The 18,639-nt window shown below is 68.9% G+C and carries 18 protein-coding genes; 13 read left to right on the top strand and 5 right to left on the bottom strand.

What is annotated here, in order from left to right; genetic code table 11:
- Positions 1 to 684 precede the first annotated feature (684 nt).
- The 4 genes from IEZ27_RS21090 (at position 685) to IEZ27_RS21075 (ending at position 4,913) form a co-directional block, all read left to right on the top strand.
- The gene (locus IEZ27_RS21090; protein ID WP_189648826.1) at positions 685 to 3,501 is read left to right on the top strand and encodes a sensor histidine kinase; all 2,817 of its coding nucleotides are present in this window, start codon (positions 685 to 687) and stop codon (positions 3,499 to 3,501) included.
- Positions 3,498 to 3,920, top strand: coding sequence for a roadblock/LC7 domain-containing protein (locus tag IEZ27_RS21085; RefSeq protein ID WP_020546542.1), 423 nt, complete (start codon positions 3,498 to 3,500; stop codon positions 3,918 to 3,920). Before IEZ27_RS21090 ends, IEZ27_RS21085 begins: the two co-directional genes overlap by 4 nt.
- A 71-nt stretch (positions 3,921 to 3,991) precedes the next feature.
- Entirely contained in the window at positions 3,992 to 4,339 is a 348-nt protein-coding gene (locus IEZ27_RS21080) for a DUF742 domain-containing protein (protein WP_125632598.1), read from the top strand.
- A 7-nt stretch (positions 4,340 to 4,346) separates the two neighbouring features.
- On the top strand, positions 4,347 to 4,913 hold the full coding sequence (locus IEZ27_RS21075; RefSeq protein WP_125632596.1) for a GTP-binding protein: 567 nt from the start codon (positions 4,347 to 4,349) through the stop codon (positions 4,911 to 4,913).
- A 34-nt stretch (positions 4,914 to 4,947) separates the two neighbouring features.
- Here IEZ27_RS21075 and IEZ27_RS21070 read toward each other — a convergent pair whose 3' ends face one another.
- From IEZ27_RS21070 to IEZ27_RS21055, 4 genes are read right to left on the bottom strand one after another with little or no spacing between them, the layout of a single operon-like run.
- Positions 4,948 to 5,952: a methyltransferase gene (locus tag IEZ27_RS21070; protein ID WP_189648825.1), complete on the bottom strand. Its 1,005-nt coding sequence runs from the start codon at positions 5,950 to 5,952 to the stop codon at positions 4,948 to 4,950.
- 15 nt (positions 5,953 to 5,967) lie between these two features.
- Positions 5,968 to 6,759, bottom strand: a complete 792-nt coding sequence (locus tag IEZ27_RS21065) for an ABC transporter permease (protein WP_189648824.1) — start codon at positions 6,757 to 6,759, stop codon at positions 5,968 to 5,970.
- Complete coding sequence (locus IEZ27_RS21060; RefSeq protein WP_189648823.1) at positions 6,756 to 7,532, bottom strand: ABC transporter permease; 777 nt, start codon at positions 7,530 to 7,532, stop codon at positions 6,756 to 6,758. The genes IEZ27_RS21065 and IEZ27_RS21060 overlap by 4 nt, the downstream gene beginning before the upstream one ends.
- The gene (locus IEZ27_RS21055) at positions 7,532 to 8,515 is read right to left on the bottom strand and encodes an ABC transporter substrate-binding protein (protein WP_229824179.1); all 984 of its coding nucleotides are present in this window, start codon (positions 8,513 to 8,515) and stop codon (positions 7,532 to 7,534) included. The genes IEZ27_RS21060 and IEZ27_RS21055 overlap by 1 nt, the downstream gene beginning before the upstream one ends.
- 389 nt (positions 8,516 to 8,904) lie before the next feature.
- On the opposite strand from IEZ27_RS21055, the gene IEZ27_RS21050 reads away from it, so the two are divergent.
- Genes IEZ27_RS21050 through ffh form a run of 5 tightly spaced genes read left to right on the top strand, consistent with a single transcriptional unit; the run spans position 8,905 to position 14,789 of the window.
- Entirely contained in the window at positions 8,905 to 11,790 is a 2,886-nt protein-coding gene (locus IEZ27_RS21050) for a sensor histidine kinase (RefSeq protein ID WP_189648822.1), read from the top strand.
- A complete protein-coding gene (locus IEZ27_RS21045; protein WP_020546542.1) occupies positions 11,787 to 12,209 on the top strand; it encodes a roadblock/LC7 domain-containing protein in 423 nt (140 codons plus the stop codon). The genes IEZ27_RS21050 and IEZ27_RS21045 overlap by 4 nt, the downstream gene beginning before the upstream one ends.
- A gap of 5 nt (positions 12,210 to 12,214) precedes the next feature.
- Positions 12,215 to 12,607, top strand: coding sequence for a DUF742 domain-containing protein (locus IEZ27_RS21040; RefSeq protein ID WP_125631373.1), 393 nt, complete (start codon positions 12,215 to 12,217; stop codon positions 12,605 to 12,607).
- 7 nt (positions 12,608 to 12,614) lie between these two features.
- Positions 12,615 to 13,175, top strand: coding sequence for a GTP-binding protein (locus tag IEZ27_RS21035; RefSeq protein ID WP_125632592.1), 561 nt, complete (start codon positions 12,615 to 12,617; stop codon positions 13,173 to 13,175).
- Positions 13,176 to 13,232: 57 nt separating this feature from the next.
- Complete coding sequence (gene ffh, locus IEZ27_RS21030) at positions 13,233 to 14,789, top strand: signal recognition particle protein (protein WP_189648821.1); 1,557 nt, start codon at positions 13,233 to 13,235, stop codon at positions 14,787 to 14,789.
- A 166-nt stretch (positions 14,790 to 14,955) separates the two neighbouring features.
- Here the strand turns inward: ffh and IEZ27_RS21025 are convergent, their stop codons facing one another.
- Entirely contained in the window at positions 14,956 to 16,293 is a 1,338-nt protein-coding gene (locus IEZ27_RS21025) for a hypothetical protein (RefSeq protein ID WP_189648820.1), read from the bottom strand.
- A 254-nt stretch (positions 16,294 to 16,547) separates the two neighbouring features.
- On the opposite strand from IEZ27_RS21025, the gene rpsP reads away from it, so the two are divergent.
- The 4 genes from rpsP (at position 16,548) to trmD (ending at position 18,593) form a co-directional block, all read left to right on the top strand.
- Entirely contained in the window at positions 16,548 to 16,994 is a 447-nt protein-coding gene (rpsP, locus tag IEZ27_RS21020; RefSeq protein ID WP_189648819.1) for a 30S ribosomal protein S16, read from the top strand.
- Between the two features lies 1 nt (position 16,995).
- Entirely contained in the window at positions 16,996 to 17,241 is a 246-nt protein-coding gene (locus tag IEZ27_RS21015) for an RNA-binding protein (RefSeq protein ID WP_125631367.1), read from the top strand.
- A 72-nt stretch (positions 17,242 to 17,313) separates the two neighbouring features.
- A complete protein-coding gene (gene rimM / locus IEZ27_RS21010; RefSeq protein WP_125631366.1) occupies positions 17,314 to 17,814 on the top strand; it encodes a ribosome maturation factor RimM in 501 nt (166 codons plus the stop codon).
- Positions 17,814 to 18,593 (top strand): tRNA (guanosine(37)-N1)-methyltransferase TrmD, encoded by a 780-nt coding sequence (trmD, locus tag IEZ27_RS21005; RefSeq protein WP_189648818.1) that lies wholly within the window; start codon positions 17,814 to 17,816, stop codon positions 18,591 to 18,593. Before rimM ends, trmD begins: the two co-directional genes overlap by 1 nt.
- Positions 18,594 to 18,639 lie beyond the last annotated feature (46 nt).

Below are 18,639 nucleotides of genomic sequence, written 5' to 3'. Positions count from 1 at the left end.
CGCCTAAAGTCACAGCGAACCCGATGATGGCGGCCTTGGCGGAGCGGCCAAGCCTCATGTCAGGGACTCCCTTCGAGACGTGGAGAGCCGGGGGTACCGGGTGGCTGTCTGCCCCCGGGGCTGAGTGCCTGACGAACAAGCAGGAAACGACCGTAGCACCACATTGCTAGTCATTATCAAGAAAATGACTCTTGTGGTTGCAATGTCCGTTTGTCGCTCTATCGTAAATAGAGGCGAGAGATGTCTTTGTCCGTTTTGCGAAAGAGGGTGGCGAGCGGGGCCTCTGTTACTGGTGGGACTACTCGGATCAATCCGCGGGCTGAAGGGGGCTTGCGGAATCATTTGGGCTGCCCGTTTGTGCAGGTAGGCGGCGGTCTACCAATTCTGTCACAATTTTTGGACAATCAGGGATATAAGCCTCAAGGGGGCACTATAGGTGGTTGGTCCTGACCGGTACCTGTGCTCCAATGGCCCTCATCTCGGATTGTACATATTGCCCCACGTGCATTTACCTGCATGGTCTTCGAGAATTCCCCTCCGGGGCGAGAGGTTGCGAGGCAAGTGAGAACGCAGAGCGCTGAAGCTTCCGCTGACCGCGAGCCGCACGGGCACCAGAAGCGCCGGCTGCCCAAACCTGCTTCAAACAGGTTCGGATTGGGCAATTGGCACGTACGGTCGCGCCTCGTGGCGTTGATCGTCGTCCCCACGGCCGTCGCGGTGGGCCTGGGCGGGCTGAACGTGATCACCTCCCTCAGGGACGCCAACACCTACCAGACACTCAGAGAGGTCGCCGAGCTCAGCGAGCAGCTCGGCGCCGTCACGCACGAACTGGCCTTCGAGCGCGACCAGACCGCTCTCTACATCGCCCAAGGCCGTCCGGAGAGTCGCGCGGCCCAGCTCCGCACCACCTACAGCGGGGTCGACAACCTCATCGACGAGGCCAAGGTGCGGGCCGGCGCCCTCACCGACAGCCACGCCGATTCCGTACGCCCGGTGTTGCGCCGCCTGGAGGAGATCCAGACCCTGCGCGACACCGCGGTCAAGGGCAAGATCCAGCCCCTGCCGATGATCCAGAAGTACTCGCAGATCATCTCCACCCTCCTGCAGTTCCACGACCAGGTGGGTCAGGTCGCGGTGGACGACGACATCTCCCACAGCGCCAGCTCCATGGCGGCCATCGCGCGCGCGAAGGAGCAGGCGTCCAAGCAGCGCGGCATCCTGGCCAGCGCCCTGGACAAGAAGAGCTTCGACAGCGGCGAGCTCGACGCCCTGTCCGACGCCAAGGCACGCGAGGAGAGCGAGGAGACGCTGTTCGGCACCCTCGCCAGCCTCGACCAGCTTGAGCTCTACCGCGACACCGTCGTGGGCAGGGACGTCGACCAGACCGACCTGTTCCGGCTGCGGGCCATGGCCCAGTCCGTCGAGGCCAAGCCCCTGAGCATCGGCATACGGCCGGACAAGGACGTCGGCACCTGGTTCGACGTCAGCACCGGCAAGATCGACGCCCTGCGCAGCGTGGAGAAGTCGCTGGCCTCCTCGGTCATCCTGCGGGCCCGCGCCCTGGAGGAGGGGGCCAACCGCTCGGCGCTGATCTCCGGCGTGCTCATCATGATCCTGCTGATCGTGGTGCTGATCATCATCACCTTCATCGCCCGCTCGCTCATCCGGCCGCTGCGCCGGCTGCGCGGCGAGGCCCTCGACATCGCCGGCAAACGCCTGCCGGAGACCGTGCAGCAGCTCCGCGAGGCGGGTGACGGCAAGGTCGGGCCCGTACCGCCGATCGGGGTGGACACCCACGACGAGATCGGCGAGGTGGCCCGCGCCTTCGACGAGGTCCACCGCGAGGCCGTACGGCTGGCCGGTGAGGAGGCGCGGCTGCGCTCGAACGTCAACGCGATGTTCGTGAACCTGTCGCGCCGCAGTCAGACGCTGGTGGAGCGGCAGATCACCCTGATCGACGGTCTGGAGCAGGGCGAGCAGGACGAGCAGCGGCTCGGGAACCTGTTCAAGCTGGACCATCTGGCGACCCGCATGCGGCGTAACAGTGAGAACCTGCTGGTTCTGGCCGGTCAGGACCCGCCGCGTCGCTGGAGCCAGCCGGTCAAGATGGTGGACGTCGCCCGAGCCTCCCTTTCGGAGGTCGAGAGCTACGAGCGTGTCGTGCTCCAGGTGCCCGACGGCGTGTCCATCGCCGGTCAGGCCGTCAACGACGTCATCCACCTGCTGGCCGAGCTGGTGGAGAACGCGTTGTCGTTCTCGCCGCGCGAGACGCGGGTCGCGGTGTCGGGCAGCAGGATCGACGGCGGCGGCGTGATGTTGTCGATCACCGACTCCGGCATCGGGATGACCCCCGAGGAACTGGTCCAGGCCAACGAGCGCCTGACCGACTCGCCCAGCGTGGACGTGTCGGTCTCGCGCCGGATGGGCCTGTTCGTGGTCGCCAGGCTGGCCCACCGGCACGGCATCCGGGTGCAGTTACGCCCCCACAGCTCGGGTGGCCTGACCGCCATGGTGCTGGTCCCGGAGAACATGCTCGGCTCGCAGCCGCCCGGCTTCGCCGGCATGCAGCCCGCCGCGTCCGCCGACAGCATGGCGGGGAGCGAGCCGTACGTGGGGCCGCACGCGGCGCCGCCGGCGACCGACTGGCCGCCGGTCTCGGCTCCGCCCGAGGCCGACTGGCCCGCGATCCCCTCTTCCACCGGGGCCGACTGGCCGCCCGCGCCGCCCGCGCCCGGGGCCGACTGGCCGCAGGCGCCGCCGGCCGCGCAGGACTGGCCGCAGCCCACGTACCAGATGGGGCCCGCGCATCCGTCGTACCCGTCCAACCCGGAGGCTGGGGGCAACTGGCCGCAGTGGCCGTCCGACGGCTGGCCGTCCGACTCGCCGCACAACGGCAGCGGCGGCTTCGACACCCACGACGTCTGGATGCCGCCGCGCTCGAACGGCGAACGCGGTCTGCCCAAGCGTCCGCCCGCAGAACCGCCGCCCCCCTGGAAGCCGGACTGGAAACAGCAGGACGGCGTCCAGCGTCCGCGGCTCGGCCTCCCGGACGGCGAGCCGGCGGCCACCGGCCCGATCCCGCCGGTGCCGCCCGCCTCCGCAGGCGACGACTACCTGCCGATCTTCGCCGCCGTCGAGTCGGCCTGGTTCGGGCGCAACGAGGGCGGCGGGAACTGGACCTCCACGAAGGCCGACGCCGGCTGGACCGCGGCCGAGGCGGCGGCGGAGCCCGTACGCGACGGAACGACGGCCGCCGGCCTGCCCAAACGGGTGCCCAAGGCCAACCTGGTGCCCGGCTCGGCCGACACCGCCGCCTCGCCCAAGGGCGTCAGCCCGATGCCGTCGGTCTCCCCGGACCGGGTGCGGAACCGGTTGTCCAGCTTCCAGCAGGGCTTCCGGGCCGCGCGCGACGACATCACCGAGGGCAAGGCGTTCCAGCCGGGTCCTCGCGGCTCCTACAACGGTGAACCCCACAACAGTGACAGGGAGGAGGGCGCATGAACGACCTGAGCCACGCGGCGCGCGGAGTCGACTGGTTGATCACCGACTTCGTCAGCACGGTCCCCGGTGTGGCACATGCGGTGGTCGTCTCGTCCGACGGGTTGCCGCTTGCGGCCTCGTCGGGTTTTCCGGCTGACCGGGCTGATCAGCTGGCTGCGATCGCGTCGGGACTGGTGAGCTTGACGCAGGGTGCGGCCAGGGTGTTCGAGGGTGGTGCGGTCAATCAGACGATCGTGGAGATGCAGCGCGGGCTGATGCTGATCATGTCGATCAGTGATGGTTCGTGTCTGGCGGTGCTGGCGGCCCCTGACTGTGACATGGGGCTGGTGGCGTACCAGATGACTTTGATGGTGGATCGCGCCGGTCAGGTGCTCACTCCGGCGGTGCGTGCCGAACTGCGCGCCAGCCAGACCAGGTGATGTAGGTGACGGACCAGAGATGGAACAGCGGCGGCTGGGCGCCCCCGCCTCGGCCCCAGCCCCAGTCGCCGTTGCAGCCCGACCCCGCCTCGCCCGTCCGCCCGTACGCGGTGACGGGCGGACGGACGGCCCCCAGGGTCAAGCTCGCGATGGAGGCCCTGGTGTCGTCGGCGACCGCCGAGCACCGGGAGTTCTCGCACATCACACCGGAGTATCAGGCGATCAGCCAACTGTGCAGGCAGGTTCGATCCGTGGCCGAGGTGTCGGCGCTGCTGCGGATCCCGCTGGGCGTGGTGCGCGTGCTGATCGCCGACATGGCGGCCGAGGGCCTGGTCCGCGTGCATCAGCCACAGCTGGACGCCGGCAGGCCGGACGTTAATCTGCTCGAAAGGGTGCTCAGTGGACTTCGCAGGCTCTAGCCCCGGTCTGACCTCGACGAAGATCGTGGTGGCCGGCGGTTTCGGGGTGGGCAAGACGACGTTCGTCGGCGCGGTCTCGGAGATCATGCCGTTGACCACGGAGGCGGTGATGACCGACGCCTCCGCGGGGATCGACGACCTGGGCATGACGCCGCTGAAGTCGACGACGACCGTCGCGATGGACTTCGGCCGCGTCTCCCTTGACCGTGACCTGATCCTCTATCTGTTCGGCACGCCGGGCCAGCACCGGTTCTGGTTCATGTGGGACGACCTGGTACGCGGCGCGATCGGCGCGGTCGTGCTGGTGGACACCCGCCGCCTGGCCGACAGCTTTCCCGCGCTCGACTACTTCGAGGAGGCGCAACTGCCGTTCGTGGTGGGCGTCAACGGCTGGGACGGCCAGTACCCGCACAGCGACGCCGAGGTCCGCGACGCCCTCACGCTGGCCCCCCACATCCCCCTCGTACGGCTCGACGCCCGTTCCAAGGACTCCGTCAAGAGCGCTCTGATCCACCTGGTCGAGCACGCCCTGTCGATCAGGATGGCGGTGCCGGGCTGGAGCGGCGGCGGCTGAACCACGCCGCCGCCCCGGCCTCGGCAGGCACGGTTCAGCGGGGTCGTGCCTCGATGAGGCTGGCTCCCGCCCCCAGCTCGACGACCTCGGCCAGCCGCAGGTCCGCCCGGTCGAGCAGGGCCGCGTACTCCTCCCGGCTGCGCTCCGTGCCGCCGTCGAAGATGGCCAGCATGCGCATGTCGATGTCCTTGCCCAGGTGCGGCGCCTCGTCGTCGGGCAGCACCACCTCCAGCACCAGGACGCGCCCACCGGGGTCCATGGCCCGGCGGACGTTGCGCAGGATCGTCACCGCGTCGTCGTCGTCCCAGTTGTGCAGGACGCTGGCCAGCAGGTAGACGTCGCCGCCGGCCGGCACCCCGGCGAAGAAGTCGCCGGTGACGACCTCGCTCCGCTCGGCCAGGCCCTCGGCGGCCAGCAGCTCCCTGGCCCGGTCGGCCACGTGCTCCAGGTCGAACAGGATGCCGCGCATGTCCGGGTTGGCGTGCAGCACCGTGGCCAGGATGTGGCCCTTGCCGCCGGCCACGTCCACCATGGTCGCGGTGTCGGGGAAGTCGTACCGCTTGGCCAGGCCCTCGGTGAAGGGGATGGCGCGGGCGGTCATGTAGTCGTCGAACAGCTTGCCCGCGCCCGGGTTCGCCGCCAGGTACTCGTACAGGTGGCCGTAGCGGGCGGCGAAGGCCGAGCCGCCGTTCCGCACGGTGGCCGGCAGGTTGCCCATGGCGTGCCAGAAACCCTCTTCGCCGAGCATGCGGATCGACGAGCGCACCGAGTCGGGCACGTCCGAGCGCAGCGCGGTGCCGCGCTCGGTCAGGTCGTACGCGTCCGGCCCCGCGCCGCGTACGACGCCCATGCCGGCCAGTTCCCGCAGGACGCGGCGGAGCCTGGGGGCGTCGGCGTCGCACCGGGCGGCCAGGTCGGAGGTGCTTAAGGGACCGTGCGCGAGATGGTCGGCCAGGCCGAGCTCCGCCATGGTCAGCAGAGCGGCGAAGCGCGAGATGTCGGCCACGGCCCCCCAAAGGAGGTCATCCGAGTGGGGCATGGGGTCCTTCCAGAGTCATACGTTGCGGTTGGCTTGCCTGTGCCAGACCAGCAGGCGGCGCTCGGCCAGCACGAACAGCGAGTTCACCAGGTAGCCGAGGATGCCGAGCAGTGCGATCGTCGCCCACACGCCGGCCCCGTCGAAGCTGCGCTGGGCCTGAAGGAGCTGGTAGCCGATGCCGTCGGTGCTGCCGAACAGCTCGGAGATCACCATGAGGATCAGCGCGAGCGACAGGCTCAACCGCAGCCCGGCGAAGATCTTCGGCGAGGCGGCGGGCAGGACGACCACCCGCAGCCGCTGCGCCTTCGACAGGCCGAACACGGTGGCGGTCTCGGTATAGGTACGGTCGACGGCCCGGACGCCCTCGATCGTGTTGAGCAGCACCGGCCAGATCACACCGAACACGATCGTGGCCAGCTGCATGCTCAGCGTCGCGTACTTGGTGCCGGCGAACAGCACGACGAACAGCGGGAGCAGCAGTGGCGGCGGGACCGCCCGGCCGAACTCGAACAGCGCGTCCACGTAGTCGGTGGCCACCCTGGAACGGCCGAGTGCCACGCCGAGCAGCACCCCGAGCAGCGAGGCCAGGATCCAGCCGCTGAACATGCGGGCGAGGCTGGGCAGGACGTTGCCGATCGCGTCCTCGGTGAGGAACACGTGGGAGACGGGTCCGGAGAACCACATCTCGTACATGCTGGTGACGATGGTGGTCGGCGGCGGGAAGTCGCCGTCGTCGAGGAGGCGTCCGAGCAGCTCCCAGACGACGAGCACCACGGGCACGAGCCAGAGCTTGAGCAGTCGCCTCACGAGTCCGCCGCTCCCGCCCGCACCCGGTGCCAGTGGAACAGCCGCCGCTCGCCGACCAGCAGGACGAAGTTCGCGAACACCCCGAACGCCCCGGCCCAGAACGTCGCCGCCATGATCAGGTCCATCCGGTTGCCGCTGCCCGCCTGGATCGTGTAGACGCCGATCCCGGCCGCGCCGCCGGCCAGCAGCTCGGCGCTGACCGCGAGGACCAGCGCGATGCCGGCCGCGATCCTGATGCCGGTCGCGACGAACGGGGCGGCGCTCGGCAGGCTGACCCGGGCGAGCACGGCGAGCCGGCCGAAGCCGAAGCTGCGCAGCGACTCCTTGGCCAGCGGGTCCACGTCGTGCATGCCGTACAGGGTGTTGATCAGGATCGGCCACATGGACGCGTACACGATGACCGAGATCTTCATCAGGCCGTCCACCGGGATCAGCAGGATCGCCAGCGGGATGATCGCCACCGACGGGATCGGGCGCATGAACTCCAGCAGCGGCCGCAGTGCCCGCTCCACCGGCGCCACCGCGCCCAGCAGCACACCCAGCGGCACGGCCACGACGATGGCGGCCAGCAGGCCGAGCACCCAGTTCGTGAGGGTGGTGGCCACGCCCTCCACGAACACCGGGTCGGCGAGGAGGAGGGCGGCTTCGTACAGGATCTTGGAGGGTGCCGGGAAGGCCACGTCGTCGCTCAGCACGAAGCGGACGACCAGTTCCCCGGCGATGAGGAACCCCGCGGCGCCGACGGCGCCGCGGAGCAGACGCGCGACGTTCATCAGCTCGCGGGCGCGGCGATGACCGACTTCACGTCGACCGGGCTGGTGAGGTACTTGTACTCCAGCATGAGGTCGGCGACCTTCTGCAGGCGGTTCTCGTTCAGCTCGCTCGGGTACGTGCCGAGCGTGATCACCGAGGCCGTCTTGGCGTCGATCTTGGTGTACTTCGGCAGCGCCTCCTCGATCGCCTTGCGGTCACTGGAGGCGAGCTGCTGCGCCTTGGCGATGGCCCGCTGGAAGGCGGCCAGCGTCTTCGGGTACTTCTGCACCCAGTCCTCGGTGGCCATCCAGCCGGCGATGGGGAAGTCCTCCGTCTGACCGGTCATGGTGTCGGCCAGCTTGCGGAAGCCGAAGACGCTCTGGTTGGCGGTGATGAAGGGCTCGGTCATCCAGCCCGCGTCGGCCTGCCCGGAGTTGATCGCGTTGCCCTGCTCCGGGAACGGCTTCTCGGCGAACTTGACGTCGTCCTTGGTGAGACCGGCGACCTTGAGCTGCGTCTCCGCGGCCAGGGTGGCGATGTTGTTGAGGTTGTTGACGAAGATCGTCTTGCCCTTGAGGTCCGCCACCGTCTTGATCGGGGAGTCCTTGGGCACCATGATGTTGAACGTGTTCGGCGCGGCCTGGTACATGTCCGCGACCAGCTTGATCTTCTTGCCCTGGCTCACCGCGAGGAAGGTCGAGACGTAGTTCGTCTGGGAGATGTCGAGGGCGCCGCTCTGGATCTGCGGCAACGCCGCCGCGCCACCGGTGATGGTGACCGGTTCGACCGTCAGTCCCTCTTCCTTGAAGAAGCCCTTCGCGTTGGCGAGATAGACCGACACGGCGTCGGGCACCGGGAGGGCGCCGACCTTGATGGTGGTCTTCTCCAGGCCCTTGCCGCCGGCGGATGTGTTAGCGGTCTCGCCGCCTCCGCCGCAGCCTGCAAGGGTGAGCGCCAGAGCCACGCCGACGACAATGGCGTGACCGCGCATGGTGCGTGTCATGGGGGGTTCTCCTACCAGGGGAAGTTCCGGAGATCGGCTTGGGTTGCCGGGCGTGAAGCGTACCGGAGCAGAGATCGGATCTACAGCGCTATGCCGCGTATGTGCAGGTTTATCTAGAAAATATGACAAATCCAGCGTTATAGATGTAAATCTGGAGATTAATGACGTTTGATGGTGATATGTCCGGATTGGTGCGGTGGTTGCGCTCCGTGTGCGTTGGCATGCGACGTGAAAGGAGTGGCACTTGGAACGGTTGAAAACCATCGAAACGTTGGCCTAAGTATGAGGTTTGTGCTCAAATTGGGCCTCGAACTTGCCTGCGATCACTCGTCCGTGTGACGAAGCCGCTGATTCCCCCTGAAGCAGGCCATGGCGAGAGGTTGCCACCAGTGAGGACAACAACGACCGGACCCGGTCGTGGCAGGGCTCCGGACGTCCCGGAAAAGACCGCGGGCGGCGAGGCGCCGAAAGCCCGCACGCCCAAGGCGGGCAGCCCGTTCGCGCTGCGCAACTGGCGTGTACGTACCCGCCTCATCGCCCTCATCGCCATTCCCACGGTCGTCGCCGTCATCCTCGGCGCCCTGCGGGTCACCACGTCGATCGGCAGCGCCCAGCAGTACCAGGACATCAGCGATGTGGGGACCCTGGTCGCACAGCTCGGCGAACTCTCGCGCGACCTCGGACTCGAACGCGACCTGGCCACCCGCTTCGTCGCCACCGACCGCCGCTCCTCCGACGCGCAGCGGCTGAAGAGCCAGCACGAGATCGTGGACAAGCGCATCGCCAGCACGCTGGACGTGGCGAAGAAGACTGAAGCGTCCCTGTCCGACATCGGCAAGAAGTCCCTCGACCACATCCGGATCCGGCTCACCCAGATCCCCTCGATGCGCAAGACGGTCGCCGAGACCAAGCTCCCGGCGCTGCCCACCAGCGAGAAGTACTCCGAGGCCATCGCCGAGCTGCTGCAGCTCTACGACGAGCTGGGCCAGGGTTCCACGGACGAGGAGATCATCGCCACCAGCGCCGCCCTGCGCGCGGTGGCCCGCGCCGAGGAGGAGGCGTCCAAGCAGCGCGGCCTGCTGACCAGCGCGCTGATCAGAGGCACGTTCGAGGAACCCGAGTACAACGCCTTCCTCGACGCCCGGTCGCGCCGCGCCAGCGAGCGCGACTCCTTCCGCGCCGTCGCCACGCCCGAGCAGCGCCAGTTCTACGACAACACCGTCGCCAGCCTGAAGATCGGCCGGGCTGAGTTCTACGCCGGCCGCGCCGTCCTGCTGCACAACGCCAGCCAGTCGCTGCGCCGGCTCGACACCTCCACCACCGACGACACCGACCAGTGGTTCCAGTCCATCACCGAGACCGTCGAGCGCCTGCACGCCGTGCAGAAGTCGTTGTCGGAACAGATCGCCACCCGAAGCGCCGACATCGCCAGCAGCGACCGGCAGCTCGCCGCGATCAACATCGGCATCGTGGCCGGTCTGCTCGTCCTGGTCCTCGCGATCACCGCCCTGATGGCCGGCTCGCTGGTACGCCCGCTGCGCCGCCTGCGCGGCGACGCCCTGAAGATCGCCGGTCAGACGCTGCCCGACCTGGTCAGGCAGCTCCGCAACACCGACGTCACCCCCGAACAGCTCCAGGTCCCGCCGATCGAGGTCAACTCCAAGGACGAGATCGGAGAAGTCGCCCGCGCCTTCGACGAGGTCCACCGCGAGGCCGTACGACTGGCCGGTGAGGAGTCCAGGCTCCGCTCCAACGTCAACGCGATGTTCGTGAACCTGTCGCGCCGCAGTCAGACGCTGGTCGAACGGCAGATCACCCTGATCGACGGTCTGGAGCAGGGCGAGCAGGACGAGCAGCGGCTCGGGAACCTGTTCAAGCTGGACCACCTGGCCACTCGTATGCGGCGTAACAGTGAGAACCTGCTGGTTCTGGCCGGTCAGGACCCGCCGCGCCGCTGGAGCCAGCCGGTCAAGCTGGTGGACGTCGCCCGAGCCTCCCTGTCGGAGGTCGAGAACTACGAGCGCGTCGTCCTGGAGGTCCCCGAGGGTGTCTCCATCGCCGGCCAGGCCGTCAACGACGTCATCCACCTGCTGGCCGAGCTGATCGAGAACGCGTTGTCGTTCTCCCCGCGCGAGACCCGTGTCCCCGTCTCCGGCAGCAGGATCGACGGCGGCGGGATCATGCTCTCCATCAGCGACTCCGGCATCGGCATGACCGGCGAGGAACTGGTCCAGGCCAACGAGCGCCTGACCGACGCCCCCACCGTGGACGTTTCGGTCTCCCGCCGCATGGGCCTGTTCGTGGTCGCCAGGCTGGCCCACCGGCACGGCATCCGGGTCCAGCTGCGCCCGCACGGCTCCGGCGGCCTGACCGCCATGGTCCTGATCCCCGAGTCGCTGCTCGGCGCGCAGCCGGCCGCGGTCGCCGGGGCGGGCGGCAACGCCGCCGCCGGGAGCGCCCGCGAGGACGCCTTCGCCACCTCCCAGCCCGCCACGGGCGCCCAGCAGTGGCCGGGTTCCGGGTTCGGGCTCGCCCCCGGGCATCCGTCCTACCCGTCGTACCCGTCCGAGCCGCCGTCCGGCGGGTCGTGGCCGTCGCTGCCGTCGTCCCTGCCCTCGTCGATGCAGTCCTCAATGCCTCCTTCGATGCCGCAGTGGCCCTCGACGGAGTCGACGAGCACCGGCTCCGACTGGCTGCCCGACTCGTCATCCGATGTCTGGGTGTCCTCGCGCGGGCCGGTGACCGGGGAACACGCGCCGCCGCAGCGCGGCCTGCTCCCCGAGGAGCCCCGCGCCTGGTCGCCGCCGCAGGAGACGCCGCTGCCGGCCCCCGAGTACGACTACCCCGAGACCGAGTCCGCGGCCACCGGCCCGATCCCCGTGGTCAAGCCCGCCTCCGCCGGGGACGAATACCTGCCGATCTTCGCCTCGGTGGAATCGGCCTGGTTCGACCATGGCGAGACCAGCGCCACCTGGGGTTCGGCCAAGGCCGACGCCGGGTGGAGCGCGGCGGCCGGCGTGGTGGAGCCCGTACGCGACGGTTCGACGGCCGCCGGGCTGCCCAAGCGGGTGCCCAAGGCCAACCTGGTGCCCGGCTCGGCCGACACGGCGTCCGCGCCCAAGGGCGTGGCCCCCATGCCGTCGGTCTCCCCGGACCGGGTGCGCAGCAGGCTGTCGAGCTTCCAGCAGGGCTTCAGAGCAGCGCGTGACGACATCAGCGAGGGCAGGACATACCAGTCCGGCCCTAGGAACGACAGTAGGGAGGAGGGCGCGTGAATGACCTGAGCCACGCGGCACGCGGGGTGGACTGGTTAATCACCGACTTCGTCAGTACCGTCCCGGGGGTCGCGCACGCGGTGGTCGTGTCATCCGACGGGTTGCCGCTTGCGGCCTCGTCGGGTTTTCCGGCTGACCGGGCTGATCAGCTGGCTGCGATCGCGTCGGGACTGGTGAGTCTGACGCAGGGTGCGGCCAGGGTGTTCGAGGGTGGTGCGGTCAATCAGACGATCGTGGAGATGCAGCGCGGGCTGATGCTGATCATGTCGATCAGTGATGGCTCGTGTCTGGCGGTGCTGGCGGCTCCCGACTGTGACATGGGACTGGTGGCGTACCAGATGACTCTGATGGTGGATCGCGCCGGTCAGGTGCTGACCCCGGCTGTGCGTGCCGAACTGCGCGCCAGCCAGACCAGGTGATGTAGGTGACGGATTCCTGGAACAGCGGTGGTTGGGAGCCCCAGCCGCCGACCAGCTCGGACCCGGCGTCGCCGGTACGCCCGTACGCGGTGACGGGCGGGCGTACCGCGCCCAAGGTCAAGCTGGCCATGGAGGCCCTGGTCTCGTCGGCGACCGCCGAACACCGGGAGTTCTCCCACATCACTCCCGAGTACAAGGCGATCAGCCAGCTCTGCCGTCAGGTCCGGTCGGTCGCCGAGGTGTCGGCGCTGCTGCGGATCCCGCTCGGTGTGGTGCGTGTTCTGATCGCTGATATGGCGGCCGAGGGCCTGGTGCGGGTGCACCAGCCGCAGCTGGACGCGGGTAGGCCGGACGTCAACCTGCTGGAAAGGGTGCTCAGTGGACTTCGCAGGCTCTAGCCCCGGTCTGACCTCGACGAAGATCGTGGTGGCCGGTGGCTTCGGCGTCGGCAAGACGACGTTCGTCGGCGCCGTCTCGGAGATCATGCCGCTCACCACGGAGGCCGTCATGACCGACGCCTCCGCGGGGATCGACGACCTGGGCATGACGCCGCTGAAGTCGACCACGACCGTCGCCATGGACTTCGGCCGCGTCTCGCTCGACCGCGACCTGATCCTCTATCTGTTCGGCACGCCCGGACAGCACCGGTTCTGGTTCATGTGGGACGACCTCGTACGCGGCGCCATCGGCGCCGTGGTCCTGGTGGACACCCGCCGCCTGGCCGACAGCTTCCCCGCGATCGACTATTTCGAAGAGGCGCAACTGCCCTTCATCGTGGGGATCAACGGCTGGGACGGCCAGTACGGCCACAGCGACACCGAGGTCCGCGACGCCCTCACGCTGGCCCCCCACATCCCTCTGGTACGCCTCGACGCCCGCCAGAAGGACTCGGTCAAAAGCGCTCTGATCAACCTCGTCGAGCACGCGTTGACGGTCCGGATGGCCGTGCCAGGCTGGAGCGGCTAGGAGAGCGGATAGGCTGAAGTCTTAGACGTACATTCGCTTCGAGGACTGGCCAACCACGTGTTCGAGACGCTTTCCGACCGGCTGACATCGGTCTTCTCCTCCCTCCGATCCAAGGGTCGGCTGTCCGATGCCGACATCGACGCCACCACCCGCGAGATCCGCATCGCCCTGCTCGAGGCCGATGTCGCGCTCCCGGTGGTCAAGGCGTTCGTCGCCCAGGTCAAGGAGCGCGCCCGCGGCGCCGAGGTCTCCCAGGCGCTCAACCCGGCGCAGCAGGTCGTCAAGATCGTCAATGACGAGCTGATCGAGATCCTCGGCGGCGAGACGCGCAGGCTCCGCTTCGCCAAGACCGCTCCGACCGTCGTCATGCTCGCGGGTCTCCAGGGTGCCGGTAAGACCACCCTGGCCGGCAAGCTGGCCCGGTGGCTGCGCGAGCAGGGCCACGCGCCCATGCTGGTGGCCGCCGACCTCCAGCGGCCCAACGCCGTGCAGCAGCTCCAGGTCGTGGGCGAACGCGCCCAGGTCGCCGTCTACGCGCCCGAGCCCGGCAGCGGCGTCGGCGACCCGGTCGAGGTGTCCCGCCGCTCCATCGACGAGGCCCGGCGGCTCAACCACGACATCGTCATCATCGACACCGCGGGCCGCCTGGGCATCGACCAGGAGATGATGAAGCAGGCCGCCGACATCCGCGACGCGGTCCGCCCCGACGAGACCCTGTTCGTGGTCGACGCCATGATCGGCCAGGACGCCGTCACGACGGCGCAGGCGTTCATGGAGGGCGTCGGCTTCGACGGCGTCGTGCTGACCAAGCTCGACGGCGACGCCCGAGGCGGCGCCGCGCTGTCGGTGCGGCACATCACCGGCCGCCCGATCATGTTCGCCTCCACGGGCGAGAAGCTGGAAGACTTCGACGCCTTCCACCCCGACCGGATGGCCTCTCGCATCCTCGACATGGGTGACATCCTCACCCTGATCGAGCAGGCGCAGAAGACGTTCGACGAGGATCAGGCCGCCAAGATGGCGGGCAAGCTCACCTCTGGCGAGAACTTCACGCTCGACGACTTCCTCGAGCAGATGATGATGGTCCAGAAGATGGGCCCCATCAAGAACCTGCTCGGCATGATGCCCGGCATGGGCCAGATGCGTGACCAGCTCAACTCCATCGACGACCGCGACCTCGACCGCATCGCCGCCATCATCCGCTCGATGACCCCCGGTGAGCGGCAGGACCCGAAGATCATCAACGGCTCCCGCCGCGCCCGCATCGCCGCCGGTTCCGGCGTCACGGTCAGCGCCGTGAGCAACCTCGTCACCCGCTTCTTCGAGGCACAGAAGATGATGAAGCGCGTGGCCGGGGGGATGGGCATCCCGGGCATGCCCGGCGGGCGCGGGAAGGCGTCCAAGGCCCAGAAGAAGGCCAAGAAGGGGCGGCGCGTGAGCGGCGACCCGCGCAAGGCGGCCCTGGAGAAGTCCGCGTCCCCGTCCCCCGACGGCGAGGGCGAGGCGCCCAAGGCCGGGGGAGTGCTGGGCAACCTGGGCGGCAAGCTCCCGCCCGGCCTCGAACTGCCCCCGGGTTTCGACCCGTCGAAGCTGAAGCTGCCGGGCCAGAAGTAGGCGGTAAGGGCGGGCGCTCTCACTCGCCCCCGCCCTTCCTGAGGGACCCTTCGTCGGCCCCGCACCGGAGGCGTCGTCCTCGGTCAGGCTCTTACCACTGCGAAAAGGCGCGCGCCCGGGACCGTGTTCGGTCACCGGGCGCGTGTGTCCAGCCGTACGGGCTGTTCTAACGGCAGAGCAGCAGCCACTGCAGAGCGGGGTCCGTGAGGAACCACCTCGGGGCGATCGCCGCGGGCATCTGCATCGGCAGGCCGACGAACGGCAACTCCCCATCCGTCATGTCGCCGACAGGCCCCGGACCATACGGACCATACGGACCGAAGGGACCGAGAGGGCCGAACGGGCCGACGTAGTCGGCGGGTCCTTCATGGCCGCTCGGGCCGCCGTAGTGGTCCGAGCCGTGAGGCGGCCAAGGGCAGTGAGGCCATAGATGCCCGTGCTCGTGCGGGTGCTGCGGTTTCTGCGGCCGATGAGTGCAGCCATGCGTGGGCTTGGGCGTCGGGCTGATGGTCGGGGTCGGGCTGGGCGTGTGCGTCGGGCTAGGGCTCGGCGTCGGCGTAGGTGTGGGTGTCGGGCTCGGGCTGGGCGTCGGAGTAGGCGTGGGTGTGGGAGTCGGCGTCGGCGTGGGTGTCGGGGTCGGTGTGGGCGTCGGGGTCGGTGTCGGGGTCGGTGTTGGTGTCGGTGTCGGAGTAGGCGTGGGTGTCGGGGTCAGAGTAGGCGTGGGTGTGGGCGTCGGGGTCGGGGTTGGCGTGGGTGTCGGGGTGGGTTGGTTGGGGACGCAGTTGACTTCGACCCGGCCGATGGTGACATCGGTCAGCGGGCCCTCGTAGACGACGTTGCCTTCATCGTCCAGCAGGCGGGCGGAGATCGAGATCAGCATGTCCGCCTCGGCGGAGGTCGCGTCGTTCGTCGTGGCGGTGTCGGTCCTGACCACCGTCAGGGTCCCGGAGGACACGTCCGGGTACCCGAGTTGTGCCCCCGTCGCGGGCACCTGCGTGGTCCCCTGCTCGATGGGTACGCCGAGCACCGTGATGGTCCCGGGCGCCGCCTGTACGGACGCCATCGCCGGAGCCGGCGGCGTGCAGCGCGCGTGTGTCTCCACGTTGCCCGTGATCAGCAGGGGCTGGGAGGCGTCCGGGTTGAGCTGGAGGCTGCTGACGACCAGTTGGGCGCTGGCCTCCCATACGTCCGGCGCGTCCAGGCCGCTCGCCTGGAGCTGTTCGTTGGCCAGATCGACGAATTCGGTGACTCCGTCCGGGTCGCTCCAGTCACCGTTGTCGGTGCCGGGATCGGGCCCCACTGAGGCCGTGCCCCAGACGCCCGAGAAGCCGGGCTGGCCCAGCTCCGGGATTTCGGTGATGGTCAGGCCGATACCGTTGGAATTGGCGAACTCGCCCGCCGCGGCGGTGGCCGTAAGCCCGAACAAGGCCCCTGTGAGCAGGACGGATACGCCGGCGGTGAGCAGCCCCGTGCGCGTGAGCTGCGGCTTGGTCAAGGTGGTCACCCACTCATTCCGCAGGGAAGTTGATCAAGTCGGGCGAGGTGACACGCGGCCGTTGCCGAGCCTTTGCCGCGGCCTGCCGGTACTGGTCGAAGGCAGTGTCCGCGGTCTGGCAGAATGACATGTTGGAACATCGTGACCAGGTGGGTGCCCTCTCATCTCCCGCCGGCCGCGCCTGTCCCTGGAGCGTCGTCTCATCGTGCCCCACTCGATGAGGTGCCGTTCACCCACGCTCGAATGCAGGAGAGACCACACCAGTGGCAGTCAAGATCAAGCTCAAGCGGCTCGGCATGATCCGCAATGCTCAGTACCGAATCGTCATCGCCGACAGCCGCACCAAGCGTGACGGCCGGGCGATCGAGGAGATCGGCCTGTACCACCCGAAGGAAAACCCTTCGCGCATCGAGGTCAACGCCGAGCGTGCGGCCTACTGGCTGGGTGTCGGCGCGCAGCCGACCGAGCCGGTGCTCAAGCTGCTCAAGCTCACCGGTGACTGGCAGAAGTTCAAGGGCGAGGCCGCCCCGGCGCCGCTGCTGGTCGCCGAGCCCGCGCCCGACAGGCACGCCCTCTACGAGGCCGCGGCCAAGGAGGCGCTGTCCGGTGGCGACACCGGCACTGCCGCCACCACGGCGCCCAAGCGTGCCAAGAAGAAGGAAGAAGCCGAGGCCGCCCCCGCCGAGACCCCGACCGAGGGCGAGGGCTGACGTGCTCGAGGAGGCTCTCGAGCACCTCGTTAAGGGCATCGTCGAACATCCCGACGATGTCCGGGTCCGTGCCCGCCGCATTCGCAGCGGGCGCGTCCTGGAGGTCCGGGTGCACCCCGAGGACCTGGGCAAGGTCATCGGACGCGGCGGGCGCACCGCCAAGGCGCTGCGCACCGTTGTGAACGCCCTGGCCGACGGGAAGTACGTACGGGTCGACCTGCTCGACCTGAACGAAGCAGTCCGTTAGCGTCAGGAATTCGCGCCCTCATCGGTCCTGAAAGGCCGATGGGGGCGCTTGCGTTGGAGAAGGTGGGTTCACGTGCAGCTGGTCGTCGGCCGGATAGGTCGTCCGCACGGAGTACGCGGTGAGGTGACCGTGGAGGTGCGCACCGACGATCCCGAGCTGCGCTTCGCCGAGGGCCTGTCGATCGCGACGGACCCGGCGGGCAGAGGGCCGCTCGTCATCGAGGGTCGCCGCTGGCACAAGGACGTGCTCCTGGTCGCGTTCGAGGGGTTCGGCAGTCGTGACCAGGCCGAGGAACTGCGGGGCACCATGCTGGTGATCGACTCCGCCGAGGTGGAGCCGTCCGACGATCCGGACGAGTTCCACGACCACCAGCTCGTCGGGCTGGCGGTGGAGACCGTGTCGGGCGAGCCCGTCGGTGAGGTCACCGACGTTCTGCACCACGGCCAGGACCTGCTGGTCGTACGCCGTCGCGGGCAGGACGACGCGCTCATCCCGTTCGTGAAGGCCCTGGTGCCCGAGGTCGACCTGACGGGCGGACGCCTGATCGTCGACCCGCCAGAGGGCCTGCTGTGATGCGCCTCGACATCCTGTCCATCTTTCCCGAGTACTTCGCCCCGCTCGACGTCTCCCTGATCGGCAAGGCGCGCGAGCGCGGCACCCTCGACGTACGGGTCCACCAGCTCCGCGACTGGGCGCACGACGTCCACAGGACCGTCGACGACACGCCGTACGGCGGCGGGCCCGGCATGGTGATGAAGCCCGAGGTCTGGGGCGAGGCCATCGACTCGGTGATCGGCGACGGCGCGCCGCGGATGATCGTGCCGACGCCGAGCGGGCGGCCGTTCACCCAGGAGCTGGCCCAGGAGCTGGCCGCGGAGCCGTGGTTGTTGTTCGCCTGCGGGCGTTACGAGGGCATCGACTCGCGGGTCATGGCCGAGTACGGCTCCCGGCTGCGCGTCGACGAGGTCAGCATCGGCGATTACGTGCTGGCCGGCGGCGAGGTGGCGGTGCTGGTGATGGTCGAGGCGGTCGGCCGGCTGCTGCCCGGGGTGCTGGGGAACGCCCAGTCCGCCGTGGACGACTCCTTCGCACCTGGTTCGATGCAGAATCTGGTGGAAGGTCCGGTCTACACCAAGCCGCCGGTGTGGCGGGGGCACGAGGTTCCCGCCGTGCTGCTGTCCGGACATCACGGAAAAGTCGCCCGGTGGCGACGCGACGAGGCGCTCCGGCGTACGGTACGGAACCGGCCCGAACTGGCGGCGGCGCTCGACCCGGAGACGCTCGACAAGCACGACAGGAAGCTGCTCGAAGAGCTCTCGTTTCGCGTCCGGCCGGAAGATATGGCAAACTGAATCGCTGCCAACCGTCACACGGTTGGTCCGCCATGCCCGGGAAACG

The sequence above is a fragment of the Nonomuraea spiralis genome (genome assembly GCF_014648435.1).
In the GTDB taxonomy this organism is placed as follows: Bacteria; Actinomycetota; Actinomycetes; order Streptosporangiales; family Streptosporangiaceae; genus Nonomuraea; species Nonomuraea spiralis.
Note: the sequence above shows the minus strand (reverse complement) of the source record. Positions and strands in the feature narration are given on the sequence as shown.

Excerpts from the sequence above, each read along its gene's own strand:
- IEZ27_RS21085 (WP_020546542.1), top strand. The coding sequence starts at position 3,498 with ATGAACGACCTGAGCCACGCGGCGCGCGGAGTCGACTGGTTGATCACC.
- IEZ27_RS21070 (WP_189648825.1), bottom strand. The coding sequence starts at position 5,952 with ATGCCCCACTCGGATGACCTCCTTTGGGGGGCCGTGGCCGACATCTCG.
- IEZ27_RS21060 (WP_189648823.1), bottom strand. The coding sequence starts at position 7,532 with ATGAACGTCGCGCGTCTGCTCCGCGGCGCCGTCGGCGCCGCGGGGTTC.
- IEZ27_RS21055 (WP_229824179.1), bottom strand. The coding sequence starts at position 8,515 with ATGACACGCACCATGCGCGGTCACGCCATTGTCGTCGGCGTGGCTCTG.
- trmD (WP_189648818.1), top strand. The coding sequence starts at position 17,814 with ATGCGCCTCGACATCCTGTCCATCTTTCCCGAGTACTTCGCCCCGCTC.